At 56.2% G+C, this 16,817-nt stretch carries 17 protein-coding genes; 8 read left to right on the top strand and 9 right to left on the bottom strand.

The features are described 5' to 3' along the window. Window positions 1-4: 4 nt before the first annotated feature. From mraY to AB1500_05350, 9 genes are all read right to left on the bottom strand, one after another. Window positions 5-994 carry a phospho-N-acetylmuramoyl-pentapeptide-transferase gene (gene mraY / locus AB1500_05390; protein ID MEW6182598.1) on the bottom strand — a complete coding sequence of 330 codons (990 nt, stop codon included), beginning with the start codon at window positions 992-994 and terminating at the stop codon, window positions 5-7. Further along, window positions 988-2,373: a UDP-N-acetylmuramoyl-tripeptide--D-alanyl-D-alanine ligase gene (gene murF / locus AB1500_05385; GenBank protein MEW6182597.1), complete on the bottom strand. Its 1,386-nt coding sequence runs from the start codon at window positions 2,371-2,373 to the stop codon at window positions 988-990. Before murF ends, mraY begins: the two co-directional genes overlap by 7 nt. 209 nt (window positions 2,374-2,582) lie before the next feature. Beyond that, window positions 2,583-4,064 (bottom strand): UDP-N-acetylmuramoyl-L-alanyl-D-glutamate--2,6-diaminopimelate ligase, encoded by a 1,482-nt coding sequence (locus AB1500_05380; protein ID MEW6182596.1) that lies wholly within the window; start codon window positions 4,062-4,064, stop codon window positions 2,583-2,585. 125 nt (window positions 4,065-4,189) lie between these two features. Continuing rightward, window positions 4,190-6,349, bottom strand: a complete 2,160-nt coding sequence (locus AB1500_05375; GenBank protein MEW6182595.1) for a stage V sporulation protein D — start codon at window positions 6,347-6,349, stop codon at window positions 4,190-4,192. A gap of 350 nt (window positions 6,350-6,699) precedes the next feature. Continuing rightward, on the bottom strand, window positions 6,700-7,185 hold the full coding sequence (locus AB1500_05370; GenBank protein MEW6182594.1) for a hypothetical protein: 486 nt from the start codon (window positions 7,183-7,185) through the stop codon (window positions 6,700-6,702). A gap of 50 nt (window positions 7,186-7,235) precedes the next feature. Beyond that, window positions 7,236-8,180: a 16S rRNA (cytosine(1402)-N(4))-methyltransferase RsmH gene (gene rsmH, locus AB1500_05365; GenBank protein ID MEW6182593.1), complete on the bottom strand. Its 945-nt coding sequence runs from the start codon at window positions 8,178-8,180 to the stop codon at window positions 7,236-7,238. Window positions 8,181-8,195: 15 nt separating this feature from the next. Beyond that, a complete protein-coding gene (gene mraZ, locus AB1500_05360) occupies window positions 8,196-8,639 on the bottom strand; it encodes a division/cell wall cluster transcriptional repressor MraZ (protein ID MEW6182592.1) in 444 nt (147 codons plus the stop codon). Window positions 8,640-8,900: 261 nt separating this feature from the next. Then, window positions 8,901-9,425: a metallophosphoesterase family protein gene (locus AB1500_05355; protein ID MEW6182591.1), complete on the bottom strand. Its 525-nt coding sequence runs from the start codon at window positions 9,423-9,425 to the stop codon at window positions 8,901-8,903. A 39-nt stretch (window positions 9,426-9,464) separates the two neighbouring features. Then, window positions 9,465-10,856 carry an aspartate aminotransferase family protein gene (locus AB1500_05350; protein MEW6182590.1) on the bottom strand — a complete coding sequence of 464 codons (1,392 nt, stop codon included), beginning with the start codon at window positions 10,854-10,856 and terminating at the stop codon, window positions 9,465-9,467. Between the two features lie 348 nt (window positions 10,857-11,204). On the opposite strand from AB1500_05350, the gene ffh reads away from it, so the two are divergent. The 8 genes from ffh (at window position 11,205) to lepB (ending at window position 16,817) form a co-directional block, all read left to right on the top strand. Then, the gene (gene ffh, locus AB1500_05345) at window positions 11,205-12,545 is read left to right on the top strand and encodes a signal recognition particle protein (GenBank protein MEW6182589.1); all 1,341 of its coding nucleotides are present in this window, start codon (window positions 11,205-11,207) and stop codon (window positions 12,543-12,545) included. Between the two features lie 385 nt (window positions 12,546-12,930). Further along, complete coding sequence (rpsP, locus tag AB1500_05340) at window positions 12,931-13,194, top strand: 30S ribosomal protein S16 (GenBank protein ID MEW6182588.1); 264 nt, start codon at window positions 12,931-12,933, stop codon at window positions 13,192-13,194. Window positions 13,195-13,197: 3 nt separating this feature from the next. Then, entirely contained in the window at window positions 13,198-13,425 is a 228-nt protein-coding gene (locus AB1500_05335) for a KH domain-containing protein (protein MEW6182587.1), read from the top strand. A 14-nt stretch (window positions 13,426-13,439) separates the two neighbouring features. Beyond that, window positions 13,440-13,844 (top strand): YlqD family protein, encoded by a 405-nt coding sequence (locus AB1500_05330; GenBank protein MEW6182586.1) that lies wholly within the window; start codon window positions 13,440-13,442, stop codon window positions 13,842-13,844. Between the two features lie 5 nt (window positions 13,845-13,849). Next, a complete protein-coding gene (gene rimM, locus AB1500_05325) occupies window positions 13,850-14,359 on the top strand; it encodes a ribosome maturation factor RimM (GenBank protein ID MEW6182585.1) in 510 nt (169 codons plus the stop codon). 188 nt (window positions 14,360-14,547) lie between these two features. Further along, the gene (gene trmD, locus AB1500_05320) at window positions 14,548-15,318 is read left to right on the top strand and encodes a tRNA (guanosine(37)-N1)-methyltransferase TrmD (GenBank protein ID MEW6182584.1); all 771 of its coding nucleotides are present in this window, start codon (window positions 14,548-14,550) and stop codon (window positions 15,316-15,318) included. Window positions 15,319-15,846: 528 nt separating this feature from the next. After that, a complete protein-coding gene (gene rplS / locus AB1500_05315; GenBank protein ID MEW6182583.1) occupies window positions 15,847-16,194 on the top strand; it encodes a 50S ribosomal protein L19 in 348 nt (115 codons plus the stop codon). Between the two features lie 95 nt (window positions 16,195-16,289). Next, window positions 16,290-16,817 carry a signal peptidase I gene (lepB, locus tag AB1500_05310; GenBank protein MEW6182582.1) on the top strand — a complete coding sequence of 176 codons (528 nt, stop codon included), beginning with the start codon at window positions 16,290-16,292 and terminating at the stop codon, window positions 16,815-16,817.

Raw genomic sequence — 16,817 nt, 5'->3', positions numbered from 1 at the left:
GGACTTATCCTAAGCGGTAAAGTCCCGCCAGGCCCACGAGACCCGAGATCAACCCCGCCAGCCAGAAGGACAGGACCACCCGGTTTTCCGACCACCCGCAGAGTTCGAAATGGTGGTGAACAGGACTCATCCGGAACACCCGCCTTCCGGTAAGCTGGAATGAGATAACTTGTATTACGACTGATAACATTTCGACTATAAAAACAATTCCTACAATTATTAAGAAAGGTTCACTGCGCGTCAAAACCGCCGCCGTCGCCAGTGCTCCCCCGAGCGCCAGCGAACCGGTGTCGCCCATGAAAACCCGCGCCGGGTGCCGGTTATAAACCAGAAAACCCAGGCACCCTCCCGCTACCGCGCTCAGGTCCACGGCAAGCCCGATTTTGTCCACAACCAGGGCAAAAAAAACATACACCGAAGCCGCAATCACAGTCAACCCGGCGGCAAGGCCGTCCAGACCGTCGGTAAGGTTGACGGCGTTGGCCATCCCGGCCACGAACAACACCGTGAATATCGCAAAAAATCCGAAGCCGTAATCGAGATGGAACCCGCCGTCACGGAACAAACCGGAAAAAGGAATCGTAAAGTCCGTGCCGCGCCCGGCGAAAAAAACCGCAAACAGCACCAGTCCGAAGGATACAACGACCTGCACCAGAAGTTTCTCACGTGCCCTGAGTCCCAACGAACGATTCCGGACAACCTTCAGGAAATCATCCAGGAAACCGACCATGCCGAAACACAGTGTAACGAAAAGAAGGGCCAGCGCCTCCTTATTCCCCCGGCTGAAAAACAACGCCGTGAAGGTTATCCCCAGAAGAAAGATTACCCCTCCCATGGTCGGCGTCCCGGCCTTGGAAAAGTGCCTGGCGGGACCGTCGTTGCGTACCGACTGACCGACCCTCAGCCTTCTGAGGACGGGAATTAAAAACAGGCCGGCTATAACCGTAACCAGAAAAGAAACTCCGAAAGACGCCGCAACCTGGGTTGTCAAGATTCTACACCCCCGGTTTCCAGGGCGCTTACTACCGTCTCAAGGTGCATGCCGCGAGAGGCTTTCACCAGCACAACTTCGTCTCCCCGCAAGACGCTTTTCAGCACTGCTGCCGCAGACGCCGCGTCGGCGCAGGGGAAAACCTTCCCCGCGGAAACGCCGGCGGAAACGGCGCCCGCCGCTATCCCCTGCGCAAGATCGCCCACCGCCACCACCACGTCCGCACAATCGGCCGCCGCCCTGCCCACCTCCCGGTGGGCATCGACCGCCCGTTCGCCTAACTCCAGCATATTACCGAGAACCGCCACCCGGCGCCTGCCCCCCGCCATTTGCTTTAACAAGGCGAGCGCCGCCCGCATGGATGCAGGATTGGCATTGTAAGCATCGTTAATCACTGTAAGTGAACCTATTTTTCTTATTTCCGACCGCATGTCGCTCAACCTGACACCGCTCAGCCCATCTCTGATCTCGTCGGTTGTCAGGCCCATTTCACGCGCCACCGCAATCGCAGCAACCGCGTTGAGGGCGTTATGAAAACCGGGCACAGGGAGAAAATACTCCTCTTCCCGGTCTTCCGCAGCCACCCGGAACCGGCCGCCCTCGTCGGCGGCATTATAACCGACAAGCCTGACCGCCGCACCGCTTCCGGTCCCGAAGAAAACGACCCGGCCGCGGCAGCGTCCCGCTTCCTCCGAAATAAACGGGCTTTCGTCGTGCAGAACTGCAAATCCCTCCGGGGGTATAAAGTCCAGGATCTCGCCCTTGACCCGGGCGATCGCCCGGACACTCCCGAGACGTTCAAGGTGCGTCTCCCCGATATTCGTGATCACCGCCGCGTCGGGGCGGCAAACATCAGCGAGCGCGGCGATTTCTCCGGCTCCCCGCATCGCCATTTCCACCACCGCCACTTTATGCCCCGTTTCCAATCTCAGCAGGGTCAGCGGAACACCGATCTCGTTGTTAAGGTTGCCCCTGGTGGCAAGCACCCGGTAACGGACTGCGAGCACAGCCGCCATTACGTCCTTGGTACTTGTCTTCCCGGTGCTCCCGGTTACCCCTATCAGAAAAACACCAGCCAGCCGGCGTATATAACGCGCCAATTTCCCCAGCGCCGCCAGGACATCGGGGACCAACAGAACCACCGAAGCCGCGCCTGTCGCGGGAACCGCCCGCGACACGACCACCCCGGCGGCACCCCTATCCAGCGCCTCACCGGTGAAATGATGGCCGTCGTACCTCTCTCCGGCGAGGGCGAAAAAAAGCGCTCCCGGTTTTACCTCACGACTGTCCGTGGTTACCGCCGTCGCAATCCGTGACGGATCACCCCGTACAAGTTCGGCGTCCAGTACTTTTGCTGTCTCCCCAATGGTTAAAGGCAACATTTATCTAATTCTGCTCCCGAAGGTCCAAGTCCCGAGTCCTTAGTTCTAAGTTCCTTAGTTCTAAGTTCCTTAGTTCTAAGTTCTAAGTTCTAAGTCCTAAGTCCTAAGTCCTATGTCCTGAGTCCTAAGTTCGGAAACAGAGACTGAGGACTGGGTCTTTCGAATTAGGACTTAACTCGCGACTCGTGACACCTACTAACTGCTGACTACTAACTACTGACTACTGAACCCCGGCCTTTTCCGATCCGAATCTCCTGCCAGACCTCCACCGCAACCTTGCGGTCATCAAACGGAATTTTCTGAGTGCCGATAATCTGGTAGTCCTCATGGCCTTTCCCCGCCAGCACGACAATGTCCCCTGGTTGAGCGCGCGTAAAGGCTTCTTTAATCGCCTTGCGGCGGTCGGGCTCGATTATATAACGCGTCTGCCCGGCGCTCCTGACCCCGGTCTCTACCGCCGCAATAATCTTCCGCGGGTCCTCGCTGCGCGGGTTGTCGGAGGTCACCACCGCAAAGTCGGCCAACCTGCCCGCCGCTTCACCCATCAAGGGACGCTTGGTCGAATCCCGGTCGCCCCCACAGCCAAAAACCACGACCACCTTGCCGCGGGCCAAAGCCCGCGCCGCTCGCAACACGTTTTCCAATCCGTCCGGCGTGTGCGCGTAATCGACCACCACCGTAAAGTCCTGCCCCGCATCCACGCGTTCAAAACGCCCGGGCACCGATCCCGCGTTTTCGAGCGCCCGCGCCACGTCACCCGGCGGGAACCCTTCCGCAAAGCCCGTCGCAAATGCCGCCAGAGCGTTGTAAACGTTAAATCCACCGGCGAGCTTCAGTCTCAAGGGGGTTTTCCCCCACGTCCCTTCGACCGTAAAATCAGCCCCGGATTCCTTGAGAACGATATCCCGCGCCCGCACCCCGGCGGGGTTCTCAACACCGTAGGTAAGGACCCTGCCGCCGCTGGTGGAAGCCAACCTCACCCCGTACCGGTCGTCGGCGTTAACTACCGCCAGCTTGGAACCCTGTTTGCCGGCGGGCGCCTTCAGTCCGGTGAAAAGCAGTTCCTTGGTCCGGAAATAATCCTCCAAATCCTTGTGAAAATCAAGGTGGTCCTGGGTCAGGTTGGTGAAAACCGCCACATCGTATTCGACACCCGCAACGCGCTGCAGTGCCAGGGCGTGCGAGGAAACCTCCATGACCGCCACGGTCACTCCCGCGTCCGCCATCCGGCGCAACAGCGCCTGCAACTCCAGCGACTCCGGCGTGGTGCGCTCTTCCGGAACTACAACATCCCCGATCCTCGCGCACAGGGTACCGATAAGTCCCACCTTTTCCCCCTGCGCCCCATAGATCGCGCTGATGAGGTGAGTGGTGGTGGTCTTTCCGTTGGTACCCGTGACCCCGACCATACGCAGCCTCTGTGCGGGATAACCGTAAAACCGTGCCGCCGCCGACGCCAGCGCCGCCCGTGAATCCGGCACCCGAAAGACAGCCACCCCGGCCGGCTCCTCGATATCTTTTTCGACCACTACGGCGGCAGCCCCGCGCTGCACCGCGTCCCCGACATAGTCGTGTCCGTCCAGCTGAAATCCCTGGATCGCAAAGAAAACAAAACCGGGTTCCACCCGTCGTGAATCATAGGCGAGTCCCGCCGGGTCAAGCTCAAAAATCTTGGACAGGTTTTCCGTCAAAATACTTCCTCCTGATGTTTTGCTGTTTGCTTCCGGACACTGAGCTTAACACATACCTGATTGGTTTTTCAATCCCGATATATTATTGCCTGTTTGAGCCTGAAACAAGCCTTGGGCCGGTACCGTCAAGGGTGCAGGACCGTCGGCAGCGACTCGTCCTGCTCCTCATCCGGCGGCTCAAACCGCACCCTGATTTTCTCGCCGCGACGCACCTTTGTCTTGGGCGCCGGCTTTTGCTCGACGGCGATTCCGGTCCCCGAGGGAGCTAGGCAGAGCCCCACCTTTTCGAGCAAAACGGCCGTGTCTTTAATAGTAAGGCCGATAACATCGGGCACCGTCACCTCCGCCTTACCGTTTTCAGGTCCTTGCTTCAATTCCAGTACCACCCTGGTGCCGCTCAGCACCGTGGCACCGCTTTGCGGGACCTGCGCGCGAACCACGCCGCCCTCGCCCTTAAGCGTAAACCCTAATTGCGCCGCCTTCAGGTTCTCAATGGCCTCCTCAAGCGGAAGGTTGACGACTTGCGGCACCGTTACCGGTTTTGGTTCGGTCTCCATCAGGTACCACGGCTGTTCGGGTTTTTTGAGACCTTCCTGCTGCGGTACGCACAGGTAACGGAGTGCGTCCTGCATCACCGCTTTAAACACGGGCGCCGCTATCTGCCCGCCGTAGTAAGCGCCCTGGGGCTCCGAAATCACCACCAGGGTGACCAATCGCGGGTTATCCACAGGGGCAAAACCGACGAAAGAAGCGACGTATTTCCCCGACACGTAACCGCCGGCGGGCCCCACGACCTGGGCGGTGCCTGTTTTTCCCGCCGTACGGTAACCGTCGAGGTAGGCGTTGACACCCGTCCCGTTGGCCACCACGTTTTCCAGCAGAGCGCTCAATTCCCGCGCCTTTTCCGTCGAGAGAACCCTTCTCACACGCTCCGCCTCGAAGCGGCGCACCACTTTGCCGTCCGTCGAGGTTATCTCCCGTACCAGTCGCGGGCGCACCAGTTCCCCGCTGTTGGCCACCGCCGCGGCCGCGGTGATAAGCTGAACCGGCGTAACCGCAATCGACTGCCCGATGGCCATCGTCGCTATGTTGAGGTTGGTGGCCTTCTCCTGCGGGATCAGTATTCCCTTCGCCTCCCCGGGCAGTTCTATCCCTGTCGGCTCGCCAAAACCAAATGCCTTGACGTACTTATAAAACTTGTCCCGCCCGAGGTCCAAACCAGTCTGGATAAAACCGGGGTTGCAGGAGTTTTCAACAACCTCGGCAAAGCTCAAGGATCCGTGACCGCCATCCTTCCAACAGCGGATATGCCTGTCGGCCACTTTGATGAAACCCGGACAAAAGCGGGGGGTATTCGGGGTTACGACGCCCTCGGAAAGCCCCGCCGAGGCCGTAACGATCTTGAAAGTCGACCCCGGTTCGAAAAGCTGCCAGATCGCCGGATTACGGTCCCATACCGCCCTGGGTGCTTTCGACCAACCGTCCGGGTCATACGTGGGCCGGTTTCCCAGCGCCAGTACTTCCCCTGTTTTGGGGTCCATTACAATTATAACCGCACTCGACGGTTTACAGGTATTAACGATTTTATCCAGTTCGCGCTCGGCAAAATACTGGATCGTCTCGTCGATGGTAAGGATAAGGTTATTTCCCGAAACCGGGGGCTTTAACTGATGAAGCGCGGTGGGAATGTTACGTCCTGCGGCGTCCTGCTCGATCACAATCCTCCCGGGCTTGCCGCGCAAATCCTTATCATGAGTCATTTCAATGCCAGTCAGGCCCTGGTTGTCGATTCCGACAAATCCTAAGACGTGAGAGGCCAGGGTTCCGTGGTTGTACTGCCGCCGGCTTTCTTCAATCAGTTCGATACCGTCGAGTCTCAGGCCGCGGACCTGTTGTCCCGTCTTATAATCCACTTTTCGCTTAAGCCAAACAAAAGAGCTTTTAGCAGTCACCCGCTTGTAGACCTCATCGCGGTCTATTCCCAGGACTGAAGACAGCTTTTCCGCCGTCGGGGAAGGATCGGACACCTGCGCCGGCATCGCCACTATCGATTCGCAGCTCACGCTGGTAACAAGCACTTTACCGTTGCGGTCGCGGATGTCCCCGCGCCTGGCTTCAACGTCAATATGGCGGATCCTGTTCTCCTGCGCCCCTTGTTCAAGCTCGCCGCCGCGCACCAGTTGAAGCCACGTCAGACGACCGATCAGGACAAAGAAAATAAGGACTACTACGAAAAGAAGCTGCGTCAGGCGTTTTCGTATGATAATCTCTGCCAATTGAACCACTCCCGACGCCTAGGAGGCTGCTGCAAAACGGCTTTTTTTTCGCAACCTCCGGATTTTTACTAAGTTTAACCACCAAAAGCCGTTGGATTAGTGCGTGTTCCGTCGCTAATGAAATCTAAGGGTGATTCCGAAAAATCGCTGCCGCGCCCGTGAATCCTTTCAGCAACGCTTTTTCGGCTCCACCCGGAGGTTTGACCTGCGATAAACCTTTTATTTGAACCCAAGCTTCGACGCTAAAGACACCTTGCTCCGCTGTTGAAGAGTGTAAAATTGAAGAGTTTTTAAGTATCAGGAAGATCTGATTTAAAAGTGACAGTTGCTACAGGGGAATTCTGTTCATTATCGAACCCTCACGAAGCCCTTGACGAATCCATATTCTTAAAGGAAAGCACCTCAAACAACGACTGCAGCCAGCCCGCTTCTCCAGGCGCGGCGCCGCGCTGTTCCGTCGGCTTTAGTACGGGTGCGGCCGCGGGGGCATCCGAAACGGGCACTACCAGTTTTATCTCTCCCCCGGCGGGCGGGCGCACCATTCCGAGCCTGTTAACCGCCGCCGCTTCGATCTTATCCGGCGCTACCATTCGCTGAATGGCGCCGTCCAACGCCTGGTTCTCTTCCTGCGCCATGGCCAGTTCCCTCTGAAGTTCCTGGAGGTTGAAACCGACGGAGATAATCCTGGCCTGGCATAGGATAACCGTCAACCCGAGAAAGAAACCGATGATCACCAGCCCGCTGACCTGAAAGCCCAGGGCCGGAACATATTTCTTTCGGGGTTCGGCGATAGGTGGTTCCTGCCGCGGTAAAGGACGGAGAACCCGGTCCCCGGCTAATACCAAGTTTATTCATCCTCCTTTCCGGATAGAAGAACTCCTGCTACCGATAACGGCTAGCCCACCTTCTCAGCCACCCGCATCCGCACGCTGCGCGAACGGGGGTTGCGCCCGAGTTCCTCGCCGGTCGGCGTCCGCGGCCTTTTTGTCACCGGCGTTAGTTCCTGCTTCTTCGAACAAACACATATCGGGGTACCTGGCGGGCAAACACAAGAAGCATACGCCGCCCGGATGAAATCCTTCACGATCCTGTCCTCCAGCGAGTGATAGCTCAAGACCACCAGCCGCCCGCCCGGTTTAAGCAGCGGAAGGGCCTGCTCCAGCGATTCCTTCAAGGCATCGAGCTCCTGGTTGACGGCGATGCGTAGCGCCTGAAAGGTACGCCTCGCCGGGTGGGGGCCCATCCTGCGGACCGCCGAGGGTACGGCCTTTTTAATCACGTCGACCAGCTCGCCGGTAGTGGTTATGGGGCGCTCCGCCCTTTCCTTTACAATAAACTCCGCAATCCTTTCCGCCCATTTTTCCTCTCCGTACTCCCTGATGATATGCCCCAGTTCCTTTTCGCTCAGGGTGTTGACGAGACGGGCGGCGATAACCGGCCCTTCGGGGTTCATCCTCATGTCGAGTGTCACATCGTCCCAGTAACTAAACCCCCGGTCCGGATTGTCAAACTGGTAGGAAGAAACACCCAGGTCGTAGAGCAGGCCGTCGACTCGATCGATCCCCAACTCCGCCAGCGAATCGGCCAGGTTACGGAAATTCGCGCGAACAAACCGTATCCGGCCGTCCCCGTCCAGACGCGCACGCGCCGCGGCCAAGGCCTGCGGGGCGACGTCGAAGCCGATCAGCCGCCCTTGTGGCCCAAGCAAGCGCAGGATTTCCATTGCGTGTCCGCCGCCCCCGATGGTGCAATCCACATATACTCCTTCCGGGTTCACTACGAGCATCTCCACTGCCTCTTTAAGCATCACCGGTTTATGGCGAAACTCCAACTCGACCACCACCTTCAAGTATGTTTAGTCTTCCGGTGCAAAATCCAAATCAACAATCTTTTCTGCGATCTCTTCATAAGCCGCCTGGGTTTTGGAGCTGTAGTCCCCCCACTCTTCTTTCGCCCAGATCTCAACCCGGGAGGAAACCCCGAGAATCACCACATCCTTCGAAAGGCCCGCATATTCCCTAAGGTTACCCGGAACAAGTATTCTGCCCTGTTTGTCCACTTCCAATTCCGACGCCCCGGAAAAGAAAAGCCTCGCGAACGCGCGGGCATCCGCCCTGGCAAACGTAAGACGGCGAAGCTTCTTTTCGGTGGCTTCCCATTCCGACCTGGGAAAGCAGAAGAGACAGCGGTCGAGACCCTTGGTGACAATAAAACGCTCACCCAGCCCCTCTTTGAAGCGGGCGGGAATGAAGACGCGTCCCTTGATATCAAGGGTGTGTAAGAACTCCCCTATGAACATCGGTTATACACCAGGGTTTCCACCACTTTCCTCCACTTACCACCACCTATTCTATAAGATGACGGGAATTCCTGCAAGTAAAATAAAAAAATATCGACAAAATTCTTATTATTTATTTATTTTTCTTAACTAAAAACAAAAAACCCAAAGGTTCCCTTCGGGCGCAAGCATAAAACATACATTATTAAATTAACGGCATCGTTACGGGTAATCGTTCTTGGAAGTCTGCCCGCTGCCGGTGGGAATCCGGCGAATTGGGTCTTATGTGCTCTGAGAAACAGCCCCGCTCCGAAGATTGATGATCCGGCACGTCGGGCCGTCCGGTCCCAGCTCAAGCACGGCAAAACCGGGAGGATACCCCTTCTTATCGCTGCTCTTCAAATGACCGGGGTTGACCCAGAGAACTGTCCCCTCCACCCTGATTTCCGGGACGTGGGTATGCCCGTACGCCACTATGTCCACTTCACCCCGCGCGGCAAGCGCCGCCGGGTCGGGGTCGCCGGGCAGGTCGTTCTTATGGGGACCCGGCGTATGGGTGAAAAGGATACGGTAGCCCTCGAATTCCATGAGCAGCCGGTTGGTTATGGCCGGGTTCCGGTAGTGCTCGCAGTAGACACCGGGCACCTGGATGATTTTAAGGGGATAATCCTTGAGAACGGCGATGTCTTCGCATTCGTCCCCGAGGTGCACAACAGTTTCTACCCGCCAGTCACGCATGAGCATCCGGGCGGCGGAACGCAGGTTTTCGGTTTCCCCGTGGGTGTCGCTTACAAGGCCAAGACGCATGGTTCCTCCTGTTACGGGTTCAGGACATACTTTCTGAGTTCAGCCCGATGTTTTCAGGCCCGGGATAAAACTCTTTGCGGCGATCCCAAGGAAACTGCGGTTCCGGTCCAGGATCTCAGCCAGCGCCTTGAGGACGTGGTCGATCTGCTCCCGGGACACGACAAGCGGCGGTTCAAGCCTGATAACGTTCGGGTTGTTCAGTGTATAAGCTGTTAGAACCCGGTACTTGTTCAGGAACTCACCCGACACCAGACTGCCTAGGTACTCGTTCGACAGTTTGTCGAGGAGGCCGAAAGTCAGCTTGTGGGTAAGACCTTTCTTACCCTCGGCGAACTCAAGGCCGATGAGAAGCCCTCTGCCGCGGACCTCTTTCAGCAGCGGGGAACCCTTTTTCAGCTCACCGAGACGACGCATCAGGTACTCGCCCTTTTCGGCGGCCTGACGCGAAAGGTCTTCGTCAATAATCACCTCCAGGGCCGCAAGCGCCGCGGCGCAGGCCCAGGCGTTCCCCCCGAAGGTAGAGGTGTGAAGCAGGCACTTGTCGATCGAACCGTAGGCTTTCTTCCAGGCGGCGTCGGTGGCGATATACGCGCCCACGGGCATCACGCCGCCGCCGAGTGATTTCGCCAGGCAGAGGATATCGGGCTCGACATTGTCGTGTTCGCAGGCGAACATCTTCCCGGTCCGGCCCAACCCCGTCTGAATCTCATCCATGACGAGCAACGTGCCGTACTTGGCGCAGAGTCTTTTGCACTCCCTTAGATAACCGTCTGACGGAAGGTTGATGCCTCCCTCACCCTGTATCGGTTCGACGATAAAAGCCGCCGAGTCCTTTGAGTGGAGCGCTTTTTCGAGTGCCTCAAGATCGTCGAATGGAACCGCCGCGCACTCCGAAACCAGAGGCCGGAACGCCTCCTGGTATTTCGCCCGCCCCGTAACCGAAAGGGCGCCGAAGGTTTTACCGTGGAAGGAATTCACCGTGTATATCAGCTTGGGCCTACCGGTGCCGATGCGCGCGAGTTTTATGGCGCCCTCCACCGCCTCGGCGCCGCTGTTGCAGAAGAAGGATCGCTTGAGGTCGCCGGGTGCGATAGCCGCCAGATTTTTGGCAAGCGCGCCGGCCAGCGGGGAAAGAGAAGCCTGCAAAAGATTCGGAACACCCCGCACCGCATCAACCGCCGCGATGACTCGCGGATGGTTGTGCCCGGTATTCAGAGAACCATAACCGCCGAGAAAGTCGAGATATTCCTTCCCGTCAACGTCCCACAGGCTTACACCCTCCGCCCGGACAAAACGTTTGTCGAAATCCATGAGCTTCAACAGGGTCGCCAGACCGGAATTGAGGTACTCCTGGTGCATCTCGCGAACCTCCGCGCGACTTAGTGAAAGCGCCCGGTCAAGACTCATCAAATTAGATTCTTCGCCCACCATCGGACCCTCCTTATAAGTGCCGCCTCAAAGCCCTGAGCCGCTTCTATTTAATTATCCGCGGATAAAAAAGCCTTTGGCAGATAAATCAAAGGAAACGTTTCTTTCACGGCATGTTAAAATATATATTATATCTATTTTGTAGAATTTCAACCCCGGCGCTGGCTTTGCTTGACAGCGAACGGTGCGTTTCAGTAAAATCAATCTGTATGCTTATTTTGAAGTGGGGACATGAAGTGTAAGCGGGGCGTTATTTTGCAGCAACCTCTTAAGACTTAGAACGAGCGGACCGGTCCGCTCTTGCAGGTTTTTATAGCGGCGGAAGGCATTATGCCTGAAAGGGGGGGAACGATGTTTTCCAGCCTTGCGGATAAGCTTGCCGAGACCTTTAAAAAGCTCAAAGGCAAAGGCAAGCTGTCGGAGGAAGACGTTAATGCGGCGCTGAAGGAAGTACGGGTAGCCCTTCTTGAAGCGGACGTCAACTTCAAAGTGGTAAAGGATTTTATAAAGCGCATCCGGGACAGGGCGGTGGGCCAGGAGGTTTTGGAACACCTCAACCCGGCGCATCAGGTCGTGAAAATCGTACGCGACGAGCTTGCCACCCTTATGGGCGGTGAAAACGCCCGGTTGAACATCGCTTCCAGACCCCCCACTGTGATTATGCTGGTAGGCCTACAGGGGTCCGGCAAGACTACTACCGCCGCCAAACTGGCCCTGATTCTGAAAAGGCAGGGGCGGCGGCCCCTGCTGGTGGCCGCGGACATATACCGCCCCGCGGCCGTTAAGCAGCTGGAGGTTCTGGGCGCCCAGATCCAGATACCGGTATTCACCCGAAAAGAGAATCCGGTGCTTATCGCCGCCGGCGCCGGCGAAGAGGCGGCCCAAAAAGGGTACGACACCGTTATCATCGATACCGCCGGTCGCCTGCATATCAATGAGGAATTAATGCAGGAACTTGAGGGAATCAAGGCCAGGGTCAAGCCCCACGAGATTCTGCTCGTGGTTGATTCAATGACCGGGCAGGACGCCGTAACGGTAGCTGAAAGCTTTCACAGCCGCCTTGGCGTCGACGGGGTGGTGCTGACCAAGCTGGATGGCGACACCAGGGGCGGCGCGGCGCTGTCCATCCGGGAGGTAACCGGTCGCCCCATTAAGTTCGCGGGTATGGGCGAGAAGCTCGATATGCTTGAACCCTTTCACCCCGATCGTATGGCCGACCGGATTCTGGGGATGGGAGACGTCCTCACTTTAATCGAAAAAGCGCAGGATTCGTTTGACGCCCAACAGGCCGTCGACCTGCAGAAGCGGATTAAGAGCGCCGATTTCAACCTTGAAGATTTCATGAACCAGCTCCGCCAGTTCAAAAAGATGGGACCGCTCGATCATATTTTGGAGATGATACCCGGTTTAGGCGGGTTAAAGAAAATGCGTGAAGACCTCCAGTTTGACGAGCGGGATCTGGCGTGGACCGAGGCGATAATCAACTCTATGACCGTCGAAGAAAGGCGGCGCCCCGAGATTATCGACGGCGGCAGGCGGCGTCGGATCGCCGGCGGAAGCGGAACCACGGTCCAGGACATTAATCGCCTGCTGAAACAGTTCGAACAAACCAAGAAGATGATCCGCCAGCTTTCGTCCTTTGAGAAAGGGATAAAGAAAGGCGCAAGGATGGGTCGTTTCCCTTTTAGTTAAAACGAAATTCAAAACCACTTTAATAACAAAGGAAGAAACGATTTCAGAAGGAGTTCGCCATGCGGCTGTAGGCCGCTCCATCTGAAGTGATGAAAACGTAGACCCGTAAGCTGGTTACTGAGATGCAGAAAAGTAACATAAACGGAACGTGGCGAGAAGTGATGCAGTGCAAGGAAGACCGGGGGAGACGAACCGGAGCGTACTGTATTCAGAGGTTAGATACCAGAAATCAGAGGTCAGATTGAAAGTGGGAATTCGCTACAGCGAATTCCTTCGAGAATTCCGACTTCCGACATCCTGCATCTGACTTCTGAAACACGTAGCAATGCGTTACTAATCGCCGCGCCCTACGAAAGAACACTTATCTATAAAGGAGGTGACAAACGTGGTTAGGATCAGACTCAAACGCATAGGAGCAAAAAAACAGCCGCGGTACCGCATTGTGGTGGCGGACGGGCGTTCACCGCGGGACGGCCGTTTTATCGAAGAGATAGGTTTTTACAACCCTTTAACGGACCCGGCCGAGGTCAAAATCAACGAGGAACGGGCCAAGGAATGGATCGCCAAGGGAGCCCAGTTGTCGCAGACGGTTAGGACCCTGTTTATTCGCGGCAACATCATTGCCGGCGGGGGAAAAGGAAGGGGCTAATTTATGAAAGAACTCGTGGAGATTTTGGCCAAAGCCCTGGTAGACAACCCGGAAGCGGTCAACGTTAAATTAGTGGAGCAGGAAAAATCGGTTGTGGTAGAGCTGCGGGTTGCTCCCGAAGATGTAGGAAAGGTAATCGGAAAACAGGGCCGGATTGCGCGGGCAATCCGGCAGGTTGTCAAAGCGGCGGCTGCCAAATCCCGTAAAAAAGTGGTTGTGGAAATTTTGTAGCGCCGGTGAGGGATATGGACCAGATTACCGTTACCCGGCCTGTCATCCTGAAGGTACGGTTAACCGAAAACTATAAAAAAGAGTTGCTGGAAAAACTGGCGGCGGCGATCGCAGAGGCGGACCGCGAGGTGCAGCGTGCGGAATTCCAGGCAAAGCGCGTGCAAGCGGAAAAGAAAGCCCGTCCCGCACCTGCAGCCGCAGAAGATACGGAAAGGATGCGCCGCGAGAATGCCGACGCCAGGGAACGATTGAGAAACCAATACGAGACAATAAAAGATTTGCCTCCCGGAACTGAGATTATTCAGGGCCGGACCGAAAGCCTCGTGGAGATACATATAGGTGACGACGCGAGACGCCTGAACCCGGTGGAGGTCGTAATCGAGGAGGATAAGATCGTAGCTCTGAGGGAACAGGGTTGAGTCTGGTGAACCGGGATTTGATAGCCATCGGTGAAATTGTGGCGCCCCACGGGCACCGGGGAACCGTCCGTGTTCTTCCCCTTACGGATTTTCCGGAACGTTTTTCGGGCATGTCTACGGTCACGGTTTTTAAGGACGGTCAGTGCAGGAAATACACGGTCGAAAGCGCTGAACGGCATAAACGGTTTGTGCTCCTCAAATTGGCGGAAGTGAAGGATATGAACGCCGCGGAGTTGTTGCGGGGAACCCTTATCAAGGTTCCCCGTGAGGAAGCAGCGCCGCTCCCCGACGGGAGCTATTATATCTTTGACGTCATAGGCCTCGAGGTCTGGGCGGAAGACGGAAGCCGTCTCGGGACGATAAGCGAGGTTTTCCAGACGGGAGCAAACGACGTTTACAGCATCCGCCTGACTGACGGCAGGGAAATCCTGATCCCCGCTTTAAAAGAAGTGGTCCTGGAGATCGACGTCCCCGGCCGACGTATGGTGGTACGGCTTCCGGCCGGTTTGCCGTAACCGCCCGCCTTTACCGCGTTTGCAATCCTTCTTAATTTCTTACCGGACTGCCGGAGCCAAAGTGTGAACCACAGAGACCCAGAGGTCGCAGAAAAACAGAATAGGCATGGTAATATCTGTTTGTTTTCATCTCTGTGTTCTCTGTGCCTCTGTGATGGATCGATGTTTAAATAGAAAGTATGAGTAAAATGCTTTTTGACGTTTTAACGCTTTTCCCGGAAATGTTTTCGGGGCCTCTTTCGGAAAGCATTCTCAAGCGGGCGATTGCCGCGGGGATTGTAACAGTCAACCTGATTAATATACGCGATTATTCGTGTAATAAACACAGGACGGTGGACGACACCCCGTTCGGCGGCGGCGCGGGCATGGTGATGAATCCCGCCCCCTTCTTCCTGGCCTTGAAATCCATAGAACAGCGGTCGCAAAGCAAGCCCGGCGCGGTGGTCCTGCTTTGCCCCCAGGGTGAACGCCTTTCCCAGGATATGGCCTGTGAGATGGCGCAGATGCGGCACATCGTCCTGGTTTGCGGCCATTACGAGGGAGTCGATGAACGTGTCCGGGAACGCGTAACCGCGGAGATTTCCATAGGTGATTACGTGCTTACCGGCGGCGAACTGGCGGCGATGGTGGTAATCGACGTGGTTTCCCGGCTTATCCCGGGAGTGCTGGGCGACGAAACCTCGCCGGCAGCCGATTCGTTCAGCGCCGGTCTCCTGGAACACCCTCAGTACACCAGGCCCCGCGATTTCGAAGGATTAGAGGTCCCCGAGGTTTTGTTAAGCGGGCACCACGCCAGGATCGAAAGGTGGCGCCGCGAAGAAGCGCTTGTCCGGACGCTGGTGCGGCGCCCGGAGCTGGTGCAGCCGTCGCAGTTCGACGCCGAGGACCGGCGCTTTATTCAAGAGCTTGCAGCCCGCATCGACCGGATTAATAAAGTCAAAGGCAAGTCGGATTCATGAGGATGAAACGAAAGTCTGTCAACCGTTTTTGTAACCGTTAAGCCGCTTAGTGTTTCGCTGACCCAGAACTCAAATATACGCTACGACTTAGACATACGCCATCGTTATCGGGTTAGTTGAGTGCCGGACGGCGGGAAGCAAGCAGAGCAAGAAAAAATGGCTTGGGTCCAGCACTCAACGAATTGCTATAAATGGTTCAGCAGGAAGGCAATCATTAGCTAAGACGTAAATCATATTGAGTGCCTGGAGGAGTGTACAGAATTCGGATGTCGGAAGCCGGAAATCAGAGGTCAGACTCAACGGAAGAATTCGCAACAGCGAATTCTTTCAAGAAATCCGACTTCTTATCTCCTGTATCCGATATCTGTATCCGATATCTGAAATGCGCGCTTATCGTCGCTCTCGACGACGGTAGGCATGAAAAGGTACCCGATTTCTTTGTTGTTGCGAGGCGGAGGTTGGCGTGGTATAATTTAACCTGGTCTTACCGGGGGTTGGTATTTCATGAAGAATTGAGGGGGTTCAACGATGAGTAACCTTACAGAAATATTTGCCGGTGAGGAGCATCTTAAGAAAGAGATCGCAGATTTCCGGCCCGGCGACACGGTGCGCGTTCACGTCAAGGTGGTTGAAGGAAACCGGGAACGCACCCAGATGTTCGGCGGCGTAGTCATCCGGCGGCGCGGCGGGGGTCTCGACGCGACCTTTACCGTCCGTCGCGTATCATACGGTGTGGGCGTGGAACGCATATTCCCGCTTTACTCCCCGCGCATCGAACGGATCGAAGTTATGAGGCGTGGCCGGGTACGGCGCGCGCGCCTGTACTACCTGCGCAAACTGCAGGGCAAAGCGGCACGTATTCAAGAACGACGCTAGAATTTATCAGGGACCCGGTAAGGGGTCCTTTTTTCTTTTTTCGAAGGTTTGAATTTTACCGGTGTCCACAATAATCCAGGGGGGTCTTACCGTAAGTGTCAGAAAAGCACGGTATATTTGGTGACATCCTTGAGTCTTTAGTTATTGCGATAGTCCTTGCGGTGATAATCCGCACCTTTATGTTCCAACCTTTCTATATCCCATCCGGTTCGATGATCCCCACATTGTACAAAGGGGACCGAATAATAGTCTCCAAGCTTTCTTACAGGTTCCACCCGCCCCAGCGGGGCGACGTCGTTGTCTTCCACTATCCGCTCGATCCCAAGAAGACTTACGTCAAACGTCTTATCGGTCTCGGCGGCGAATCAGTGACTCTGTTAGGCGGCAAGCTGTTCGTTAACGGTAAAATGATATCCGAGCCTTACCTGCCCCCCAATGTAACCTTTTCGGACTACGGGCCGGTTAATATCCCGAAGGGTTCCTATTTCATGCTCGGCGACAACAGGATGAACAGCGAGGACAGCCGCGTCTGGGGTCTCCTGGATCAAAAATATATAATCGGAAAGGCTCAGGCCCTGTACTGGCCGCCGGGCAGGGCAACACTAATAGGCACGGGAAGATAA

Source organism: Bacillota bacterium, assembly GCA_040755295.1.
In the GTDB taxonomy this organism is placed as follows: Bacteria; Bacillota; Desulfotomaculia; order Desulfotomaculales; family Ammonificaceae; genus SURF-55.
The sequence above is the reverse complement of the archived record's forward strand: the minus strand, read 5'-3'. Positions and strand labels throughout refer to the sequence as shown.

Coding starts and splice junctions, on each gene's coding strand:
- murF (MEW6182597.1), bottom strand. CDS start 2,373: ATGTTGCCTTTAACCATTGGGGAGACAGCAAAAGTACTGGACGCCGAA.
- mraZ (MEW6182592.1), bottom strand. CDS start 8,639: ATGTTCATAGGGGAGTTCTTACACACCCTTGATATCAAGGGACGCGTC.
- AB1500_05355 (MEW6182591.1), bottom strand. CDS start 9,425: ATGCGTCTTGGCCTTGTAAGCGACACCCACGGGGAAACCGAAAACCTG.
- AB1500_05350 (MEW6182590.1), bottom strand. CDS start 10,856: ATGGTGGGCGAAGAATCTAATTTGATGAGTCTTGACCGGGCGCTTTCA.
- ffh (MEW6182589.1), top strand. CDS start 11,205: ATGTTTTCCAGCCTTGCGGATAAGCTTGCCGAGACCTTTAAAAAGCTC.
- AB1500_05335 (MEW6182587.1), top strand. CDS start 13,198: ATGAAAGAACTCGTGGAGATTTTGGCCAAAGCCCTGGTAGACAACCCG.
- AB1500_05330 (MEW6182586.1), top strand. CDS start 13,440: ATGGACCAGATTACCGTTACCCGGCCTGTCATCCTGAAGGTACGGTTA.
- trmD (MEW6182584.1), top strand. CDS start 14,548: ATGCTTTTTGACGTTTTAACGCTTTTCCCGGAAATGTTTTCGGGGCCT.
- rplS (MEW6182583.1), top strand. CDS start 15,847: ATGAGTAACCTTACAGAAATATTTGCCGGTGAGGAGCATCTTAAGAAA.